This is a genomic window from Lishizhenia sp., from assembly GCF_033720595.1.
In the GTDB taxonomy this organism is placed as follows: domain Bacteria; phylum Bacteroidota; class Bacteroidia; order Flavobacteriales_D; family Crocinitomicaceae; genus Lishizhenia.
The window spans coordinates 1-17,976 of sequence record NZ_JAWWCF010000046.1; the positions used below are offsets into that span (position 1 = coordinate 1).

Genomic DNA, 17,976 nt, shown 5'->3' on the forward strand with positions numbered 1-17,976 from the left:
CCTTCTCTTTTAAATGTAAACACGGCATTAGGTCCACATTCTATTTCACCATCTGTCATACGCGTAAAGTGTACACCCAAGAAAGGGAAATCTGGATTGGGAACAGGATAGATTAAGTTATTTACTTTGTGTTTCGCTTGATCGGTTAATTCGTAGTAGTCACCTCTAAACCCAACTACCTTTTCTTTTAAGTCCACCCCATCTTTCTTGGCCATTCTATCGGCTTGCAATCCTGCACAGAAAATCAAATGTTTTGCTTCGTATTTAGTCGAAGAACACACTACAGTGCTTTTCCCCTCTCCTTTTTCAATCGCAATCACTTCTTCACCTAAAATAGCTTTAGAAGCTTCGTTCATTCCTTCAGCAATCTCTACCATTTTCTCGGTAGCACCTCTAAAGTCGATAATTCCAGTACACGGTACCCAAATACCAGCTATACCTTCTACGAAAGGTTCGTGATCTTTTACTTGCTCTCCCGTAATCTTTTCAATTCCTTCTGTATTGTTCGCAATACCGTTTTCGAAAATTTTGTCCATGAAAGGCAATTCAGACTCTTTAGTAGCCACAACCACTTTACCACACACATCGTGGGAAACGTTATGCTCCTTGGCAAAAGCCACTAATTCGTGTCTACCCTTCACACAGTTTTCTGCTTTTAAAGAACCTGGCTTATAATACAAACCTGAGTGAATTACACCAGAGTTATTACCTGTTTGGTGATCTGCAAAACGCTTTTCTTTTTCAATTAAAACGATATTTAAATCTGGATTTTGCTTTTGCAATTTGTAAAAAGTTGCTGCTCCAACAATTCCTCCTCCAATAATAGCTACGTCGTAAGTCATTCTCCTTTTATTGTATTATTTTGGTTGCTAATTTAAGAAATCGTAAAGCTTGAACGACATTTCGGACTATAAAAAGAAGAAGAAAACGTATTTCCTTAACCTCTACGGTTTACGTTTTGTTGCAGCACTCTTTATTTTTGTGTTCCATGCATTCACCCTTTTTAGAGAAAACTGGATAGATATCCACGAAAGTAGGCTTTACTCCTATTTCATAAGTAAAGGTCAACTCGGTGTTAATCTTTTCTTTATTCTCAGTGGTTTTTTAATCAGCTATCTCGCCTTAGAAAAAAATAGTGATGCTCAACCCTACACGGGTTGGCGATTTTTAAAACAAAGGTCCTTACGAATCTTGCCGCTTTACTTCTTGTTTGTGGGGTTTTGCTATCTACTATTTCCACTTGCACCTTGGGGAGAAACACCCATCTACGATATATCGTCCTTTTATAGTTTCACGTTTAATTTTGAAGAAATAGAAACGGGGGCGCTAGACCACCTAAACTACCTCACCCCTTTGTGGACCATTGCTGTGGAATGTCAATACTATTTCCTGGTCGCCTTAATTCTCTTCCTATTCAGAAAAAAGACTGCTATAGCATTTTACCTTCTTTATCCTTTACTTATTGTAGTATCTCTGATTTTTCGTTTTCTACACGGAGAAGAAACGGATATAATCTACTACCATAGTTTTTCTGTTATGTCGGATTTTGGAATTGGAGGATTACTAGCAGTAAGCTATTACCAAAACAAAATACAGCGGTACTTCAAGTCGTTGAACCTCCCTATACGCCTTGGAGTATATTTAGTCATCTTGAGTATGCTTCTCTTTCAATATCAAATCTTCACTCCTGCATTAAGATGGGGAGAACGTTTTGTAATTGGATTAGCTTTTGGATTTATACTTATAGATTTAATCACAAACTCAAAAAAGACCTTTTTTCTTGAACACAATAACTTTATCAGAAAAATGGGGATTTCCTCCTATGGTTTTTACGTTTATCATGTATTCGTACTCTATACGTTAACCTCTCTTACACTCTATTTTGACCTAAGCTATTCCCCACTCTTACTTTTTCTATACATAAGTTTATCTTTGTTCATCAGTTTAGGATGGGCAAAAATCAGTTATCGCTATTTTGAACTCCCCATACAAAACTACTTGCGAAAAAAGGATATAAAATTATGAAACACCTAATAAGTACATTACTAATTCTATTCATGGCTACAAGCTTAAGCTGGGCACAAGTAAAAAAGGCACCTGCATATCAGGATACTAATTTGACCATAGCTTATCACATCACACCTCCTTTTATAGATGTTGAAAATGACAATTTACAAGGTCCAGGAGCGTGGTTATGGAACCAAGTAAACGAAGGGTTAGACTTAAACCAAGAACTTCAAGTACTCAGTTTCGAACAAATGCTTGTGCAATTAGAAGAGGGAACTGTGGACATTTGCATATCACCTTTGAGCATTACGAGCCAGCGTTTGGAAAAATTTGAATTCTCAGTACCTTTTTACACTACAAAAACAACCTTGCTTACGCGTGCAGTGCCCACATGGAAAAAAAGCTGGAGTTTTTTCATGTCTTTTTTCTCCTTGAACTTTTTTAAAGCCTTAGGAGCGCTTTGCTTTGTGATATTAATATTTGGATTTGCCGTTTGGGTATTTGAACGAAAACATAATCAAGAAGAGTTTGGAAACGGTTTAAAAGGACTATGGAACGGATTCTGGTGGAGTGCGGTTACTATGACAACTGTAGGATACGGAGATAAATCTCCCAAATCCTTGGGAGGAAGAATAATTGCGCTATTTTGGATGTTTACCGCGATCATTATCATCAGTAGTTTCACGGCGGGAATAGCATCTAGTTTAACCACTAATGAAATGAATACCAACATAAGTAAAACACAAGATTTAAAAAATAAGAACATTGCAACCGTTAAAAACTCGGGAACAGCAAAATGGTTTGAAGACAACTTCTTTAACAATGTACACTATTACCTTACCATAGATGCGGCTTTAGAAGCCTTAGAGAAAGAGGAAATTGATTACATTGCTTATGACCAACCTATCTTACAACACATCATCAACACAGATGAGAACAACACCTTTGAATGCTTAGATTTTAGCTTTAACTCACAATTTTATGCCATGGCTTTTAGCAAAGAAATTCCATCTGATCTAAAAAAGAAAATATCTTTACAGATTACAAAAGCGACTGAAAGTTTAGAATGGAAGCTTTTATTGAATGAATACAATTTAATTAAGGAATAATGACCAACAACGATATAATAAGAAAACTACGCTACATCCTAGATTACGGAGACGATAAAATGATGGCAACTTTTGCTTCTGCGGGTAAAGAAGTAACAAGAAGTGAAGTAAGTGACTGGCTTAAAAAAGATGACGATGAGCAATTCGCTGCCATCAACGACGAAAACCTGGCTTACTTTTTAAATGGTGTGATCAACAACAAAAGAGGAAAGAAAGAAGGGCCACTTCCTGTAGCTGAAAAAAAACTCACGAATAACCTTATTCTAAAAAAATTAAAAATAGCTTACGCTTTAACGGATGTGGACATCTTAGATTTGTTTACACTCGTAGGATTAAAGGTAGGGAAAGCCGAGTTGAATGCACTTTTTAGAAAACCAGGACACAAGCATTACAGAGAATGCCATGATCAATTTTTAAGAAACTTCATCTACGGATTAGATAAAAAATTTGGACCAAAAAACGCATAAAAAAAGGCTGCCTACTTAGGCAGCCTTTTTTGTTTCTGTACTAATTATAATTTAAAGGTTAACCCCGCAGATAATACAGGTCCACCCAATCCAATTTCTCCATTGATAGCGATTTGATCAGTGATAAAAAAGTTCGACCCAAAAGCTATACGAGCAGACACTGGGAGAATAGCAGCTGGCAATCCATTGACATCTCCCTCTTGTATATTCTGACCGTTATCTTCTATTGTCCAAAATCTACCGTTATATCCGATACCAGCTCCAAAATATGGTTTGAAAACATTAGAAGAAGTTTCAAAGTTAAAGTTAAACCTTGCCTGAACACGAACGCGATTCATGGTTAATCTTCCGTTGTAAACCACAGGATCATTTTGTTTGGTGTAGGTATATTCAGTTGTAAAACCGTTATAAATTACATCTAATCCGATCATCACTTTATCTGAAAGCATGTAACCACCTCTTAATCCCATAGGACCTAATCCAGTAGTGGTTGTATTTACAGACTGTATTTCATTATCATTCACTTCTATTGTCGAATTTGAGAATAAGTTTTTCCCAAAATTTGGACCTCCGTAATAAGGGTTTAAAATAATATCTCCCTCTCTAGGAGCGCTTTGTGCTTCGACGGTAGTACTTACCGAAATCATTGCGGTACAGACTAATAATAACTTGTAGATTCTTTTCATAGTGAATTTATTTATTTCAAATATTAATTTCTTTTTGCACTATTACAATTGTTGGGCCAAAAAGAACAAAAAAAAGGGAGAACCAATATTGATTCTCCCTCATCTTTAAAATTCTAAAGTGCTTATGCGTTTGCAGCAGCTTGAGATTTAATTAAGTTCAATGCTGAACCTGCTTTAAACCATTCAATTTGCTGAGCATTGTACGTGTGGTTCAACATGATTGTATCTGTTGATCCATCAGCGTGTGCTACTTCTAATGTCAATTGTTTTCCTGGTGCGAATTCCGCTAAATCAACGAAGTTGAATGTATCATCTTCTTTGATTTTATCGTAATCAGCTTCATTATCAAACGTTAATCCTAACATACCTTGTTTTTTCAAGTTAGTTTCGTGGATACGTGCAAATGATTTAACGATTACCGCTCTTACACCTAAGTGACGTGGCTCCATTGCCGCGTGCTCTCTAGAAGAACCTTCACCGTAGTTGTGATCTCCTACTACTACTGTAGGAACTCCAGCTGCTTTGTAAGCTCTTGCTGCAGCAGGAACTTCTGATTTATCTCCTGTTAATTGGTTTACTACTTCGTTTGTAGCTCCTCCGAATGCATTCACAGCACCGATTAAACAGTTGTTAGAGATGTTATCTAAGTGACCTCTGTATCTCAACCATGGTCCAGCCATAGAGATGTGGTCAGTAGTACATTTACCTTCAGCTTTGATTAACAATTTTGCTCCAGTGATGTTTTCACCATCCCAAGCAGCAAAAGGAGTTAACAATTGTAAACGCTCAGAATCTTCGTTTACGATAACCTCGATTCCAGAACCATCTTCTGCTGGTGCTTGATATCCGTTATCTTCAACTGCGAATCCTTTTGTTGGAAGCTCATCTCCGTGTGGTGGATCTAATTTTACTTCCTCTCCGTTTTTGTTTGTTAATGTGTCAGTAATTGGGTTGAAATCCAATCTTCCTGAAATTGCAATTGCAGCTACCATTTCTGGTGAAGCAACGAATGCGTGTGTATTTGGGTTACCATCAGCTCTCTTCGCGAAGTTACGGTTGAAAGAGTGAACGATAGAGTTTTTAGGAGCGTTCTTAGGATCGCTGTATCTTCCCCATTGTCCGATACATGGTCCACATGCATTTGTAAAGATAGTAGCATCTAAATCTTCGAAAGTTTTCAATAAACCATCTCTTTCTGCTGTATATCTTACTTGCTCAGAACCTGGGTTAATACCAAATTGCGCCTTCGTAACTAATCCTTTATCTACGGCTTGTTTAGCGATAGATGCAGCTCTTGATAAATCTTCGTAAGAAGAGTTAGTACAAGATCCAATTAATCCCCATTCTACGTCTAATGGCCATCCATTTTCGTTTGCCTTATCTGTCATAGATCCTACTTCCGTCGCTAAGTCTGGAGTAAATGGTCCATTCAAGTGTGGCATTAATTTATCTAAATCGATTTCAATTACTTGATCGAAGTATTGCTCTGGGTTTGCGTAAACTTCAGCATCACCTGTTAAGTGCTCTGCTACTTGGTCAGCTAACTCAACAACATCAGCTCTACCTGTAGACTTTAAGTATCTTCTCATTGAATCATCGTAACCGAAAGTAGAAGTTGTAGCTCCTATCTCAGCTCCCATGTTACAGATTGTACCTTTACCTGTACAAGACATAGACTCAGCACCTTCTCCAAAGTATTCAACGATACATCCTGTACCACCTTTTACTGTTAAGATATCAGCTACTTTTAAGATTACGTCTTTTGGAGCAGTCCATCCATTCAATTTACCAGTTAACTTAACACCGATAAGTTTTGGGAACTTCAACTCCCAAGCCATACCTGCCATTACGTCTACTGCGTCAGCACCACCAACACCAACTGCAACCATACCTAAACCTCCGGCATTTACAGTGTGAGAGTCAGTACCTATCATCATTCCACCAGGGAAAGCGTAGTTTTCTAAAACTACTTGGTGAATAATACCTGCGCCTGGTTTCCAGAAACCAATACCGTATTTATCACATACAGAACTTAAGAAGTTAAATACCTCGTTGTTCTTGTTGATACCTTCTTGTAAATCTTTAGTTGCACCTAACTTGGCTTGAATAAGGTGATCTGCGTGTGCTGTAGAAGGCACTGCAACTTTATCCTTACCTGCTTGCATGAACTGTAACAAAGCCATTTGCGCTGTTGCATCCTGCATTGCTACTCTATCTGGAGCAAAATCAACGTAAGAGTTACCTCTTTCAAAAGCTTGAGTTGCTTCACCTTCCCAAAGGTGAGTGTATAAAATTTTCTCTGCAAGCGTTAATGGTTTATTAACAACTTTACGAGCAGCTGCAATACGCTCAGGGTATCTGTCGTATACAGCTTTAATCATGTCTATATCAAACGCCATAGTCTTTTTGTGCTTTATAAATTTAAAGATGTGCGAATTTAACAAATTTGAATCTTATTTAAAAGCTCTATGGGATTTGATTTTTTAAGATTGAATAGTTCTAAATAAAGGCGACAAAAAAAGGCCTCTAGTTGTATCTAGAGACCTTTTTGTTATTCTTCTTCTTTTGCTTCTTTCCTTTTCTTTTTACGCTTTCTTTTCTTCTTCCCTTTTTCAGTAGGCATTGCATCATCCTCTGCTGCATTTTCCTCCTCTTCTACTCCAAAGGTTTTGATTTCGTTTCCGTATTTATCAAATACATGTTCCTCAATCAAAACATCCTTCTCATACAAAGCTCTACGCTTAATTGAGTTGTCTGGAAATCGCTCTTCAAACCATCCGTGCTTCTGTCCTTTTTTATACACCTCAGACTTCTGCACATGGCCTTGAATATAGAAAGTAGTGAAATTACCTTCTTTTAAGTGCTTCTTCCAATTTTCAGTTCTCAAAGGAGCTCCATTATCGTAATAATATTTCTGTTCACCTTCCTTTTCCCCATCTTCAAAATTGAGATCTTCTAACAGCGTTCCGTCTTCTCCATAGGTTTTAAACGCCCCGTGTAATTCACCCATTTTGTAGTTTACTTCGCGCTTAATTTTAGAATCCTTGTAAAATTCCTTTTTGGTTCCATCCAAAATTCCATTAACGAAACTTTCAATTTTTAGCGTATCTATGGTATATCTAGGGTGACCATTTCTATCTTCTCCATTAGGGTATTGAGCAAAATATATACTTCTACCGTGTTTCTTATTGTCTAAGAAATTAATTTCCCATGCTACATATCCTGAACTATCAAAGAATTTTGTCCATGTTCCATTTTCTTTTCCTGCTATATAGCTTGTAACCACGAGTGGGCAACCAGACTCGTAATACGTGGTGTCTTTTCCGTTTTGTAAACCATTTTCAAAGTAGACTAAACGTTTACGTATACCATTGTCGTGGCAAGATTCGCAGTACCCGGTGAAAAGTTGACCACCTGTAGAAAAATCATTGGCACTTCCATTGGTGTATACGCGTTCTGTTTCAGGGTCTAACTGAAGAGCCTGATTACAATCTACGATTTCTGGATCTTTTCCACACTCCCATTCTACATAACGAGACCTGCTTTTTTTCATGGCCTCTTTCCTATCCAAGGTCTTTTGGTAACACGGCTCTCCTAGCTTCTCCATTTGTCCGAAGACAAAACTTTGAACCATTATTACCAAAACCAATAAAATCCAATTCTTCATACTAAGATATTTTTGTAAGCGCTTCCTTCATTTCTGGGTAAACTTCTGCCGTTTTATTGGCTAAGAAATCAAAACATACTAAAACCGACTCTCCCTTTGTTTTGGTAATTCCATTTACCTGTAGATCATAAATCATTGTAAAACTTTTGTTTCCCACGTGGCTTACCTTAACAAAAATTTGAGGTTCATCATGTAAAAAAACCGGTCCCATGTATTCTACCGTGTTTTTCACCAAAACTATACCCTGTTTTTTCCAGTCCCACTTCTTATCAATGACTTGCTCAAAATAGTGCATACGCGCCATTTCGAAATAACTGAGGTAAACGGCATTGTTTACGTGCCCCATCATGTCGCAATCTGCAAATCGTACGTGTATTTTAGCTGGCTTTGTCATTGTCTAAACTTTCAAATTCAGAATTATTACTCTTAAACTCAGGAACTATGGCTTTCATACTTCCTACAATTTGATAATTATCCTGATTGTCAAATAATGTTATTAACTCTTCTACCTTTCTAATATTGTCCACATCCACCTGAGGCAGTATGGCTTTTAATATTTGAGGGTGATGTGTTTCTATCGTATTTTCTGCATTTGACAGTAATTCCTCATACAGTTTTTCGCCAGGCCTTAAACCGGTTACTTTAATACTAATATCTTTCCCCAGTTCTAAACCACTCAAGCGTATCATTTTCTTGGCCAAATCCATAATTTTTACAGATTCCCCCATGTCAAATACAAAAATCTCTCCACCATTCCCCATGGTACCAGCCTCCAAAACAAGTTGACAAGCTTCAGGAATAGTCATAAAATAACGCGTAACATCTTTGTGCGTTACCGTGATAGGTCCTCCCTGATCGATTTGTTTTCTGAACAAAGGTATTACCGAGCCGTTGGACCCAAGTACATTTCCGAACCTGGTGGTGATAAACTGCGTTTTAGAATTTAAATTAATGGCTTGTGCAAACAATTCCGCTACTCGCTTAGAGGCCCCCATAACATTGGTTGGGTTCACTGCCTTATCCGTAGAAATCATAACAAATTTTTCTACGCCATACTGATCACTCAACTTCACTAAATTACGCGTACCTTTTATGTTGGTCAACATGGCTTCAGAAGGATTTTCTTCCATTAAAGGAACATGCTTGTAAGCTGCCGCGTGATAGACCATTTCAGGTTTACGCGTACGGAATAACTTCTCCATTCTGTGGAAAGAACGAATATCTCCAATCACTAATTCAAACTCATGAAAATCGAGGTTGTTGATCAATTCATTCTGCAAATCATACAAAGGCGACTCTGCTTGATCGAGTAAAATCAATTTTTTAGCACCGTAGCGCGTGAGCTGTCTCACCATACCACTACCAATAGATCCAGCGGCACCAGTAATCAAAACAACCTTTCCCTGTATATCCTCTTTGATCTGGTCTTCATCCAACACAATTTGCTTTCGACCCAACAAATCTTCAATTCTTACCTTTTTAATCTGTTTGGTAGAAAACTCTCCATTAATCCAACTTTTAACGGAAGGCACGGTAACCACTTCAATGTCTAATTTCAGCGCCCTTTCAATTAAATCCTTTTTCAAACTAGGATCGGGCTTTTGAATAGCGATGATTAACTCATCTACTCCTTCATCTGCAACTAATTTCTCAAATGAACTCGTGTGAAAGATTACTCTTCCTTCTAAACGATTACCTTTTAACTTTTTGTTATCATCTAAAAAACCAATGATTTGATAATCGTTTAATGTGTCTTTTTCTATCGTCCTTTTTGTGATTAATCCAGAAACTCCAGCACCATAAATAAGTACTCGTTTTACTTTCTTTTGTTTTTCTTTGGACTTATCGTAGTGCAAACTTTTTACCGCAAACCTACTCCCCGTAAGAATTACAACAGAAACAAAAAACTCAATAATCACCACAGAAGTGGGGAAAAGAAAATAGTTATCTACGAGGGTGTACCTAAACAACCCTATTACTCCAAATAATAAACTAGATGTGAGAACTGCTAAGAAAAGTCGTTTCAAATCCTCTGTTGAGGTAAATCGAACCAAACCTTTGTGAACTTGGTAGGTATAGAAAACCAAATATTTCACCAAAAGAAAGATGGGGATGGAAAATTGAATGATTGATAATTCTTCCTTAATTACAGAGATGTCTGAGTAAAAATCGAAACGAATTAAATATGCAATCACCAGTGCTAACAAGGAAATAAATAAATCTCCCAAAATAATTATCCACCTGGGTGTACTCGTACTTGGTAATTTCATAAAGAAAAGTAAATAGTGCTTGTTCCGCAAAGATAAAATTAATGTAATTAATGTTAGGATTTCAATAAAATTGATTGGAGCTTAACGAAAGTTATTAATTTTGCGCCCTCAGCTATTAAGCGAAGAAACTAGAGTTATAATTGTAAACCCCGATATTGGGATATTTACCTTAAAAGCACGATTGAGATGAAAAATACAGCTTTAACACATGTGCACGAAGCACTTAATGCAAAGATGGTTCCTTTTGCAGGATATAACATGCCTGTTCAATATGAAGGAGTAAAAGTAGAACATGAAACAGTTAGAAAAGATGTTGGTGTTTTTGATGTTTCTCACATGGGAGAGTTTTTTATCGAGGGTGATAAAGCCTTAGAATTGATTCAGAAAATCTCATCGAATGATGCAAGTAAATTAACTGACGGTAAAGCTCAGTACAGCTGTATGCCTAATAACGATGGTGGTATTGTTGATGATTTAATTATTTACAGGTTTAATGCTGAAAAATACCTTTTGGTAGTAAATGCTTCGAACATTGAAAAGGATTGGAATTGGATTTCATCTCACAATACAATGGGAGCTAAAATGACTGATGCTTCTGAGGAGTACTCTTTATTGGCTATTCAAGGTCCTAAAGCTGCAGAAGCTATGCAAAGCTTAACGGCTACAGATTTATCTAACATTAAATTCTACACTTTTGAAGAAGGTACTTTTGCCGGTAGAGATAATGTTATTATTTCTGCGACAGGTTACACAGGATCAGGTGGTTTTGAAATCTACATCAAAAACGAAGATGCTGAGCACGTTTGGAATGAAGTGATGAAAGCAGGTGCAGACTTTGGAATTAAGCCAATTGGGTTAGCTGCACGTGATACTTTGCGTTTAGAAATGGGTTACTGTTTATACGGTAATGATATTAACGACACAACTTCTCCATTAGAAGCTGGTTTGGGTTGGATTACTAAATTCACGAAAGACTTCGTTAATTCTGAAGCTTTAAAAGAACAAAAAGAAGAAGGTGTTAAACGTAAGTTGGTTGCTTTTGAAATGGTTGAAAAAGGTATTCCAAGACACGACTACACTTTAGTTGATGCTGAAGGAAATGAAATTGGAATTGTAACTTCAGGAACTATGTCTCCTTCATTAAACAAAGGAATTGGTTTAGGATATGTTACTGTAGAAAACGCAGCATTAGATACTGAAATCTTTGTAGCGGTACGTAAAAAGAATGTGAAAGCAAAAGTGGTGAAATTACCATTTTACAAAGGATAATTATTTGTACATTAACCAACGGGTATTGAATTTCAATACCCGTTTTTTTGTGTTATGAAAAAAGCGATAGTAATAGGTTCTGGAATAGGTGGTTTGGCTTCAGCAATAAGGTTGGCCAAAGAAGGATGCAAGGTCATGCTGTTTGAAGCCAATCCTTTCATTGGAGGTAAAATCAACAACAAGAAGTTGGGGAAATATAGATTTGACACAGGTCCGTCTGTGTTTACAGCTCCACATTACATCGAAGACCTATACAAATTCGCGCACAAACCTTTTAATTTTCCTTACAAAAAAATAGATGAGGGTTTCCGCTACTTTTACCCGGACGGTACTCGTTTTACCTTACCCAATGACAGAGAGGAACAAGTAAAACTCCTATCTGAGAAACTCGGCGAAAATCCAACCACCCTGCATCAATATTTAGACAAGGCAGCAAAAAATTACAAGTTAATCTCCCCTTTGTTCATTGAAAAATCACTGCATAACTTCAAAAGCCTCTTGGGATGGAAATTGGTTAAAGCATTGGTTAACATTAGCAGCTATGCACTTTCTGAAACCATGAACAGTGAGAATAAAAAATTCTTTTTTAACCCAAAAACCTTACAGTTTTTCAATCGTTTTGCCACCTACAATGGAAGTGATCCTTACAAGGCTCCGGCGATGCTCAACATGATTTCGCATTTAGAAGTAAACGAAGGTGTGTATTTACCCGAAAAAGGTATGCAACAGATCTCTTCTGCATTGGGTGATTTATGCAAAGAATTAGGGGTGAAATTTTACCTCAATGAGAAAGTAGAAGAAATTCAATTAAACGGAAGAGATGTACGTGGTATTCGTACGAAGAACGGACTTTACCCTGCCGACATTGTAGTGTCTAACATGGATATCAATTTCACCTACGAAAAACTATTACCTCAAGAAAAAATACCTAAAAACATATTAGAACAAGAAAAATCAAGTTCTGCGGTTGTTTTTTATTGGGGGATAAAAAAGTCGTTCCCGGAATTAGGGCTACACAACGTTTTCTTCAATACGGATTACAGGGATGAATTCCACACAATTTTTGATGATAAACAAATTTATTTCGATCCAAGTATCTACGTTAATATCACGTCAAAAGAAGTAGAAAGCGATGCTCCGAAGGGTTGTGAAAATTGGTTTGTCATGGTTAATGTACCCAACAATGTAGGTCAAAATTGGGAAGATGCGATTCCTACATTACGCAACATTATTCTATCGCGATTAAGCAAGGAGTTGGATACTGATTTATCTGCTTTAATTGAAGTAGAAGATGTAATGAGTCCTATAAGTATAGAAAAGGATTATTTTGGAAAAATGGGTGCGATTTACGGAAACGCAAGTAATAATAAATTCGCTGCATTTTACAGACATTCCAACAAGCATAACAACATAAAAGGCTTGTACTTTGCAGGAGTTTCGGTTCATCCTGGAGGAGGAATTCCTTTAGCACTTAATGCCGCTAAACTAGCTGTAGAATACGCAAAAAAGGACTTTAAACTTTAGTTACTCATCCTCTACTCTTCTAATTCCATTTTCAGGAATCTTCCCTTCGAATTGACTCAAGGTATTTTTGATTTCTGCTACATCTGCATCCACATCACCGGTCATTTCAAAAGGCTTCAGAAATCCACCTTTTTTATTTTTATAATCTAGGTAACAAATATAGATGGGGACATTGGCACGTTTAGCGATATAGTAAAAACCAAGTTTCCAATTTGGATTATAGCTGCGGGTTGCTTCTGGGGTAAAAATTAGAAACATTTCATCATTCTCCTTGAAGTAGCGAACAGCCTGATCAGTAAAATTGACATTCTTGTTTTTTCTATCGACAGGAACCCCTCCGGCATTGCGTAAAAACCAACCTAAGGGTCCAACAAAAAGCTCTTTTTTAATAAGGAACTTTGCTTTCACTTTGTAAGATCTCAAGGCCAAATAACCAATAATAAAATCCCAATTAGAGGTATGTGGTCCCACCACAATTACCATTTTCTTAATGCCTTCAGGGGCTGTTTTGTCAACATCCCAACCCGCCAATCTCAATAAACCGTTCCAAAATGACATGCTGCAAAGGTACACTTTTTCGTTATGGATGAGAGTTAAATATTTTACAGTAAAATAGTAAATAAGTTATTTAAACTAAAGCTTTAAATTCCAATGAAGGCTGGAATATTTATCTATTTTTGTGAGCACAAGATTACGCAATGCAGAAGATTAAAAACTTACTTGTTGTACTGAGCCTCATTTGCTTTTCGTGGATCACTTTTTACGTGTTCAAGGGGATACAATCCTTCACTCCAGAACAGTTAGAAAACCACCTACCCCAAGACACTTATTTTGCGCTAAAAATTAACAACAAACGTTTGTTAGGTCCAGTAATTAGCGATGTAATCTTTAAGCAAAAACTACGTAGAAAAGACCTCATAAAACTCGATAAATCCGAAAAAGGAGATTTTGATGATGTAATACAGCATCTCTTCCCGAAAAATGAGCTCTTATTCTTCCAAGAAAAGTGGAATCAAAAATTAGTTACTGCCGTTTTATTTAAACCTGAAAACCCACAGCTTTTAAAAGAAAAAATAGAAAACTTCCCTTACTATATTAGTTTTCATAAAGGACTGGCTTGTCTGGTTATCAACGATACCAATGACGTTGCTTTCACGAATGAACTTCGCCAACATATAGATAATTTATTGGTGCAAGACATCGTTAAATCTCCTGCAAGAAACAAATTTATCCAGGCCAAAAATGAGGAGGATCAGATTCAAGTTTATATCTCAGGTGATATTGAAAGTAATGTGCAAGAAAGTATTTCATCCATCAATTTAATTGATAACAAAATCGAACTTCTGGGTGCTGGCACCAAGAATCCTGTTAAAGTAAAACAGCATCAGCAGTTTCATTATATCACGGACGATACGAGTTTGGTCAACGCCGTAACGGGAGAATTACCCGACACGCTCAACCATTACTTTAACGGGAGTTTAAAGATGTTGGGGATACCTACTGAAGGTATAGTATCTACTCAAATGCATTACAAAGGTGTTAAACTAAAAACAGAACACACTCAACTCAAATTACTCCCTCAATTTAATGGTGTATTTCATTTTAAGGATAGTTTAAAAATTGAAGATTTTAATACCGCAGGGATAAGCCTTTCAGAAGATGGGACCATGGAGTTTCCTCCACTTAAAATTTTAGGAGAATATTTCTATGTTCTGCACCTGAATGCGCATGAAATTTATGTGGGAATTAATGAAAACCCTTCTTTTACGACTTTAAATAAGCCCAAGGAATTCGAATTAAAGGGAGACATCAAGGATTTACTTACCGTAGATACCGATCCTTTTATGTTAGGAATTTTAAACAACTTTCCGCTCTATAGAAACTCGAGAACTCTCTTAGAGCGTGTTGAGCACTTTGAAGTTTGTGCTCATGAAGTAGGCAATAACCAACTCACTATAGAAGGTGAAATGCGTTTCAAAGACAAACAAGAAGCGAGTCTCGAACTGGTAAAATACCTGCTTTCTTTTATTCGCTAAACAACTGGTGAAAATACTTCGGTGCCCCGAGCAGTCTGGACCCATACCAAGAAAAGTATTCTCCATCCACTAAGTATATCTTTGCTTGAGGAAGTATCTTTTGAATTTCAGCCACGTGTTTTTCTTTAAACGGATAGGGTTCAGAACTCAATAAAACCAATTCTGGCTTCTCCGCTAAGGAACTTAATTCTATCATCGGATATCTTTCCTCTTTAAGGACATTTGTTGCCCCTAAATGATCGTGTAAAACATGATCTATAAAGGTATTTGGTCCTACTCCCATATAGGGATCTTTCCAAATTAGGTACAAGACTTTTTGATCTAACTTTAATTTTTCGAGAGCAACAAACTCTTGTTCTATGCGCTTTACCATATTCTGCGCATGATCCTCTAGCTTTAAAATTTCGCCTAAAGCTAGAATCATTTTCAAGCTATCTGAAAGTGTAAAGATGTCTGACATCCACACAGGAGCAACATCTTCTAAAGCCAAAATGTCTGACTTCTCATTCTCCTCCTTGTTCCCTATAATTAGGTCCGGTTTTAAAGCCTTTACCTTGTCTAAATCAACATTTTTAGTTCCACCAACACGCGTTTTACTACGGAACCATTCTTCGGGATGTATACAGAATTTGGTTATCCCCACTACCCTATCTCCCAAGCCCAAATCATAGAGTAACTCGGTTTGAGAGGGTACTAACGAAACAATCCGCTCAGGCACATGGCCCAGGCGGATTGTTCTATGCATTTGATCAATAAATTCCATGTTATGCTATCGCGTCAATGATATCGTAACGTGTAATAATATTGTATTTACCGTTTTCTAATTTCACCAAAACAGCCGGTGTTTCTCTGTTGATCAATTTAGAGATTTGATCGATGTTTGCAGATGCTTCAACCACTGGTAATGGGTCTTTCATTACTGTAGAAATTGGATCATCGACGATATTTGGGTTATCAATCAATAACTCAAACAATGTTTTATCATCTACCAAACCAACAAATTCACCATCCTTCATTACAGGAATCTGAGAGATTTTAAAATCGCGCATTTTAGAAACTGCATGCGAGATTAATTCTTCGCTCATTAAAGATACTAAAGGTAAGTTGGCATGACTTTCAATCAAGTCTAAAGCTGTTTTCTTTTCTTCCTCCAAGAAACCTCTCTCACGCATCCAATCGTCGTTAAACATTTTACCAACGTAACGCGAACCGTGATCGTGGAATAAAACAACCACTACATCATCTTCTGTAAGTTCATCTTGCATTTGCAATACACCTTTGATAGCAGCTCCTGCTGAGTTACCTACAAAAATACCTTCTTCACGTGCCAATCTACGTGTGTAAACCGCAGCATCTTTATCGGTAACCTTTGTAAAGTGATCGATAATGTCAAAATCAACATTTTTTGGAAGAATATCTTCTCCAATCCCTTCAGTGATGTATGGGTAAATTTCGTTCTCGTCGAATATTCCAGTTTCGTGGTACTTCTTAAATACAGAACCGTAAGTGTCTACCCCCCAAATTTTTACATTCGGATTTTGTTCTTTTAAGTATTTACCAACTCCTGAAATTGTACCTCCAGTTCCAACACCTACGATAAAGTGAGTGATTTTACCTTCTGTTTGTTCCCAAATCTCTGGTCCAGTTTGTTCGTAATGCGCCTGGCGGTTCGCCAAGTTATCGTATTGATTCACATACCAAGAGTTCGGTGTTTCTTCTGCCAACCTTTTAGAAACTGAGTAGTAAGAACGTGGATCCTCTGGTTCAACTGCTGTAGGACAAACAACAACTTCTGCACCTACGGCACGCAAGATGTCCATTTTCTCCTTACTCTGCTTATCTGCCAAAACACAAATTAATTTGTATCCCTTCGCAATAGCAGCTAATGCAAGTCCCATTCCTGTGTTACCTGAAGTACCTTCAATGATAGTTCCTCCTGGTTTTATCCATCCCTTTTCCTCTGCATCTTCGACCATTTTCACAGCCATTCTATCTTTTACAGAGTTACCTGGGTTGGTAGTTTCTACTTTTGCCAAGACTGTAGCCTTAACATCTTTAGTTAGTTTGTTAATCTTCACCAAAGGAGTATTTCCTATGGTTTCTAATATATTGTTGTAATACTTCATATCAATTTGTTGTATTCTAAATACGCACACAAAAATAACAGTACTTTACGAAAGGGAAAGTCAGTTTTGTGATAATTTAAGACAAGTTCTTTTTATGCTAAGTTTGCGATAAACTCCATGGTGTTCACACCATCTGCATAATCCTCTAAACCAGGACTTTGAACAGATCCAAAAGGAAGGTAATTATGTCCTACCACCGCTTGAATATCTTCTGCCCTCTCTTTTATATATTGCTCCACTTCTTCTTGGTGCTCATACCTGTGGTAGAACAACACACCAATTGGAGAGAACAATCTATCATCTTCTTTGGTCAATAAGAATCCATTTTCTAAAAGATCATCTTGATTCAATAAATAGATAGCCCTGTGGTAATCGAAGTTATTGGCGTATTTATTATGGTTGATTATTTCTCCAAAATCTACAATGGCACCAAAGAATCTATCGATATCAAAATCTTTTGGCATTAATACTTGTGTTACATTTCTACAACCCAATCCGTAATGCGTAAAAATATCGCTTCCGAGTGCCTGTAATTCTTCTTTGGTCTCCTCGCCTGTTAACACGGCTAAAGAAGTTCTCCCTTTGCGAATGATGTTAGGATATGCTCCAAAATACTTTTCGAAATACTGAGCAGAGTTATTAGATCCCGTAGCAATTACAGCATCTGGATTTTTCAAGTTTCCTTGCACGAATTCTATGAATTGGAGGAATTCCGGATCAAACTTAGCGAGTACCTCACAAAAGGCTGGTAAAAGATGTTTATCTTCTGAAGACAACTTACACACCGCTTTATTACCAGAAAGCAATACACATAA

At 37.1% G+C, this 17,976-nt stretch carries 16 protein-coding genes; 6 read left to right on the plus strand and 10 right to left on the minus strand.

Features of this window, described 5'->3' with window-relative positions; translation table 11 throughout:
• Positions 1-842: L-2-hydroxyglutarate oxidase (lhgO, locus tag R3333_RS05005; RefSeq protein WP_318957660.1), on the minus strand; the 842-nt coding region annotated here is incomplete at its 3' end.
• Positions 843-891: 49 nt separating this feature from the next.
• Here lhgO and R3333_RS05010 point away from each other — a divergent pair.
• From R3333_RS05010 to R3333_RS05020, 3 genes are read left to right on the plus strand one after another with little or no spacing between them, the layout of a single operon-like run.
• Complete coding sequence (locus tag R3333_RS05010) at positions 892-2,025, plus strand: acyltransferase (protein ID WP_318957662.1); 1,134 nt, start codon at positions 892-894, stop codon at positions 2,023-2,025.
• A complete protein-coding gene (locus R3333_RS05015) occupies positions 2,022-3,116 on the plus strand; it encodes a transporter substrate-binding domain-containing protein (RefSeq protein WP_318957663.1) in 1,095 nt (364 codons plus the stop codon). Before R3333_RS05010 ends, R3333_RS05015 begins: the two co-directional genes overlap by 4 nt.
• Entirely contained in the window at positions 3,116-3,583 is a 468-nt protein-coding gene (locus tag R3333_RS05020) for a DUF1456 family protein (protein ID WP_318957664.1), read from the plus strand. The genes R3333_RS05015 and R3333_RS05020 overlap by 1 nt, the downstream gene beginning before the upstream one ends.
• Positions 3,584-3,627: 44 nt before the next feature.
• Here the strand turns inward: R3333_RS05020 and R3333_RS05025 are convergent, their stop codons facing one another.
• From R3333_RS05025 to R3333_RS05045, 5 genes are all read right to left on the minus strand, one after another.
• Positions 3,628-4,269: an outer membrane beta-barrel protein gene (locus tag R3333_RS05025; protein WP_318957666.1), complete on the minus strand. Its 642-nt coding sequence runs from the start codon at positions 4,267-4,269 to the stop codon at positions 3,628-3,630.
• A 122-nt stretch (positions 4,270-4,391) separates the two neighbouring features.
• Positions 4,392-6,668: an aconitate hydratase gene (locus tag R3333_RS05030; RefSeq protein ID WP_318957667.1), complete on the minus strand. Its 2,277-nt coding sequence runs from the start codon at positions 6,666-6,668 to the stop codon at positions 4,392-4,394.
• 152 nt (positions 6,669-6,820) lie between these two features.
• On the minus strand, positions 6,821-7,936 hold the full coding sequence (locus R3333_RS05035) for a toxin-antitoxin system YwqK family antitoxin (RefSeq protein ID WP_318957668.1): 1,116 nt from the start codon (positions 7,934-7,936) through the stop codon (positions 6,821-6,823).
• Between the two features lies 1 nt (position 7,937).
• Entirely contained in the window at positions 7,938-8,330 is a 393-nt protein-coding gene (locus R3333_RS05040) for a thioesterase family protein (RefSeq protein ID WP_318957670.1), read from the minus strand.
• Positions 8,314-10,206: a nucleoside-diphosphate sugar epimerase/dehydratase gene (locus R3333_RS05045; protein WP_318957672.1), complete on the minus strand. Its 1,893-nt coding sequence runs from the start codon at positions 10,204-10,206 to the stop codon at positions 8,314-8,316. The genes R3333_RS05040 and R3333_RS05045 overlap by 17 nt, the downstream gene beginning before the upstream one ends.
• Before the next feature lie 186 nt (positions 10,207-10,392).
• On the opposite strand from R3333_RS05045, the gene gcvT reads away from it, so the two are divergent.
• Positions 10,393-11,475 carry a glycine cleavage system aminomethyltransferase GcvT gene (gcvT, locus tag R3333_RS05050; RefSeq protein WP_318957673.1) on the plus strand — a complete coding sequence of 361 codons (1,083 nt, stop codon included), beginning with the start codon at positions 10,393-10,395 and terminating at the stop codon, positions 11,473-11,475.
• Between the two features lie 54 nt (positions 11,476-11,529).
• Positions 11,530-12,999, plus strand: a complete 1,470-nt coding sequence (crtD, locus tag R3333_RS05055; RefSeq protein ID WP_318957674.1) for a 1-hydroxycarotenoid 3,4-desaturase CrtD — start codon at positions 11,530-11,532, stop codon at positions 12,997-12,999.
• Here crtD and R3333_RS05060 read toward each other — a convergent pair whose 3' ends face one another.
• Positions 13,000-13,557, minus strand: a complete 558-nt coding sequence (locus R3333_RS05060; RefSeq protein WP_318957675.1) for a 1-acyl-sn-glycerol-3-phosphate acyltransferase — start codon at positions 13,555-13,557, stop codon at positions 13,000-13,002.
• A gap of 140 nt (positions 13,558-13,697) precedes the next feature.
• Here R3333_RS05060 and R3333_RS05065 point away from each other — a divergent pair, with 140 nt between their 5' ends.
• Positions 13,698-15,035, plus strand: coding sequence for a hypothetical protein (locus R3333_RS05065; RefSeq protein WP_318957677.1), 1,338 nt, complete (start codon positions 13,698-13,700; stop codon positions 15,033-15,035).
• Here the strand turns inward: R3333_RS05065 and R3333_RS05070 are convergent.
• The 3 genes from R3333_RS05070 to R3333_RS05080 all read right to left on the minus strand — a co-directional run.
• Positions 15,025-15,780, minus strand: a complete 756-nt coding sequence (locus R3333_RS05070) for a helical backbone metal receptor (RefSeq protein WP_318957679.1) — start codon at positions 15,778-15,780, stop codon at positions 15,025-15,027. The two genes, R3333_RS05065 and R3333_RS05070, sit on opposite strands and share 11 nt — an antisense overlap.
• Before the next feature lie 19 nt (positions 15,781-15,799).
• Positions 15,800-17,161 (minus strand): pyridoxal-phosphate dependent enzyme, encoded by a 1,362-nt coding sequence (locus R3333_RS05075; RefSeq protein ID WP_318957681.1) that lies wholly within the window; start codon positions 17,159-17,161, stop codon positions 15,800-15,802.
• Between the two features lie 92 nt (positions 17,162-17,253).
• On the minus strand, positions 17,254-17,976 hold a 723-nt coding region (locus R3333_RS05080), incomplete at its 5' end, for an acyl-CoA reductase (RefSeq protein ID WP_318957682.1).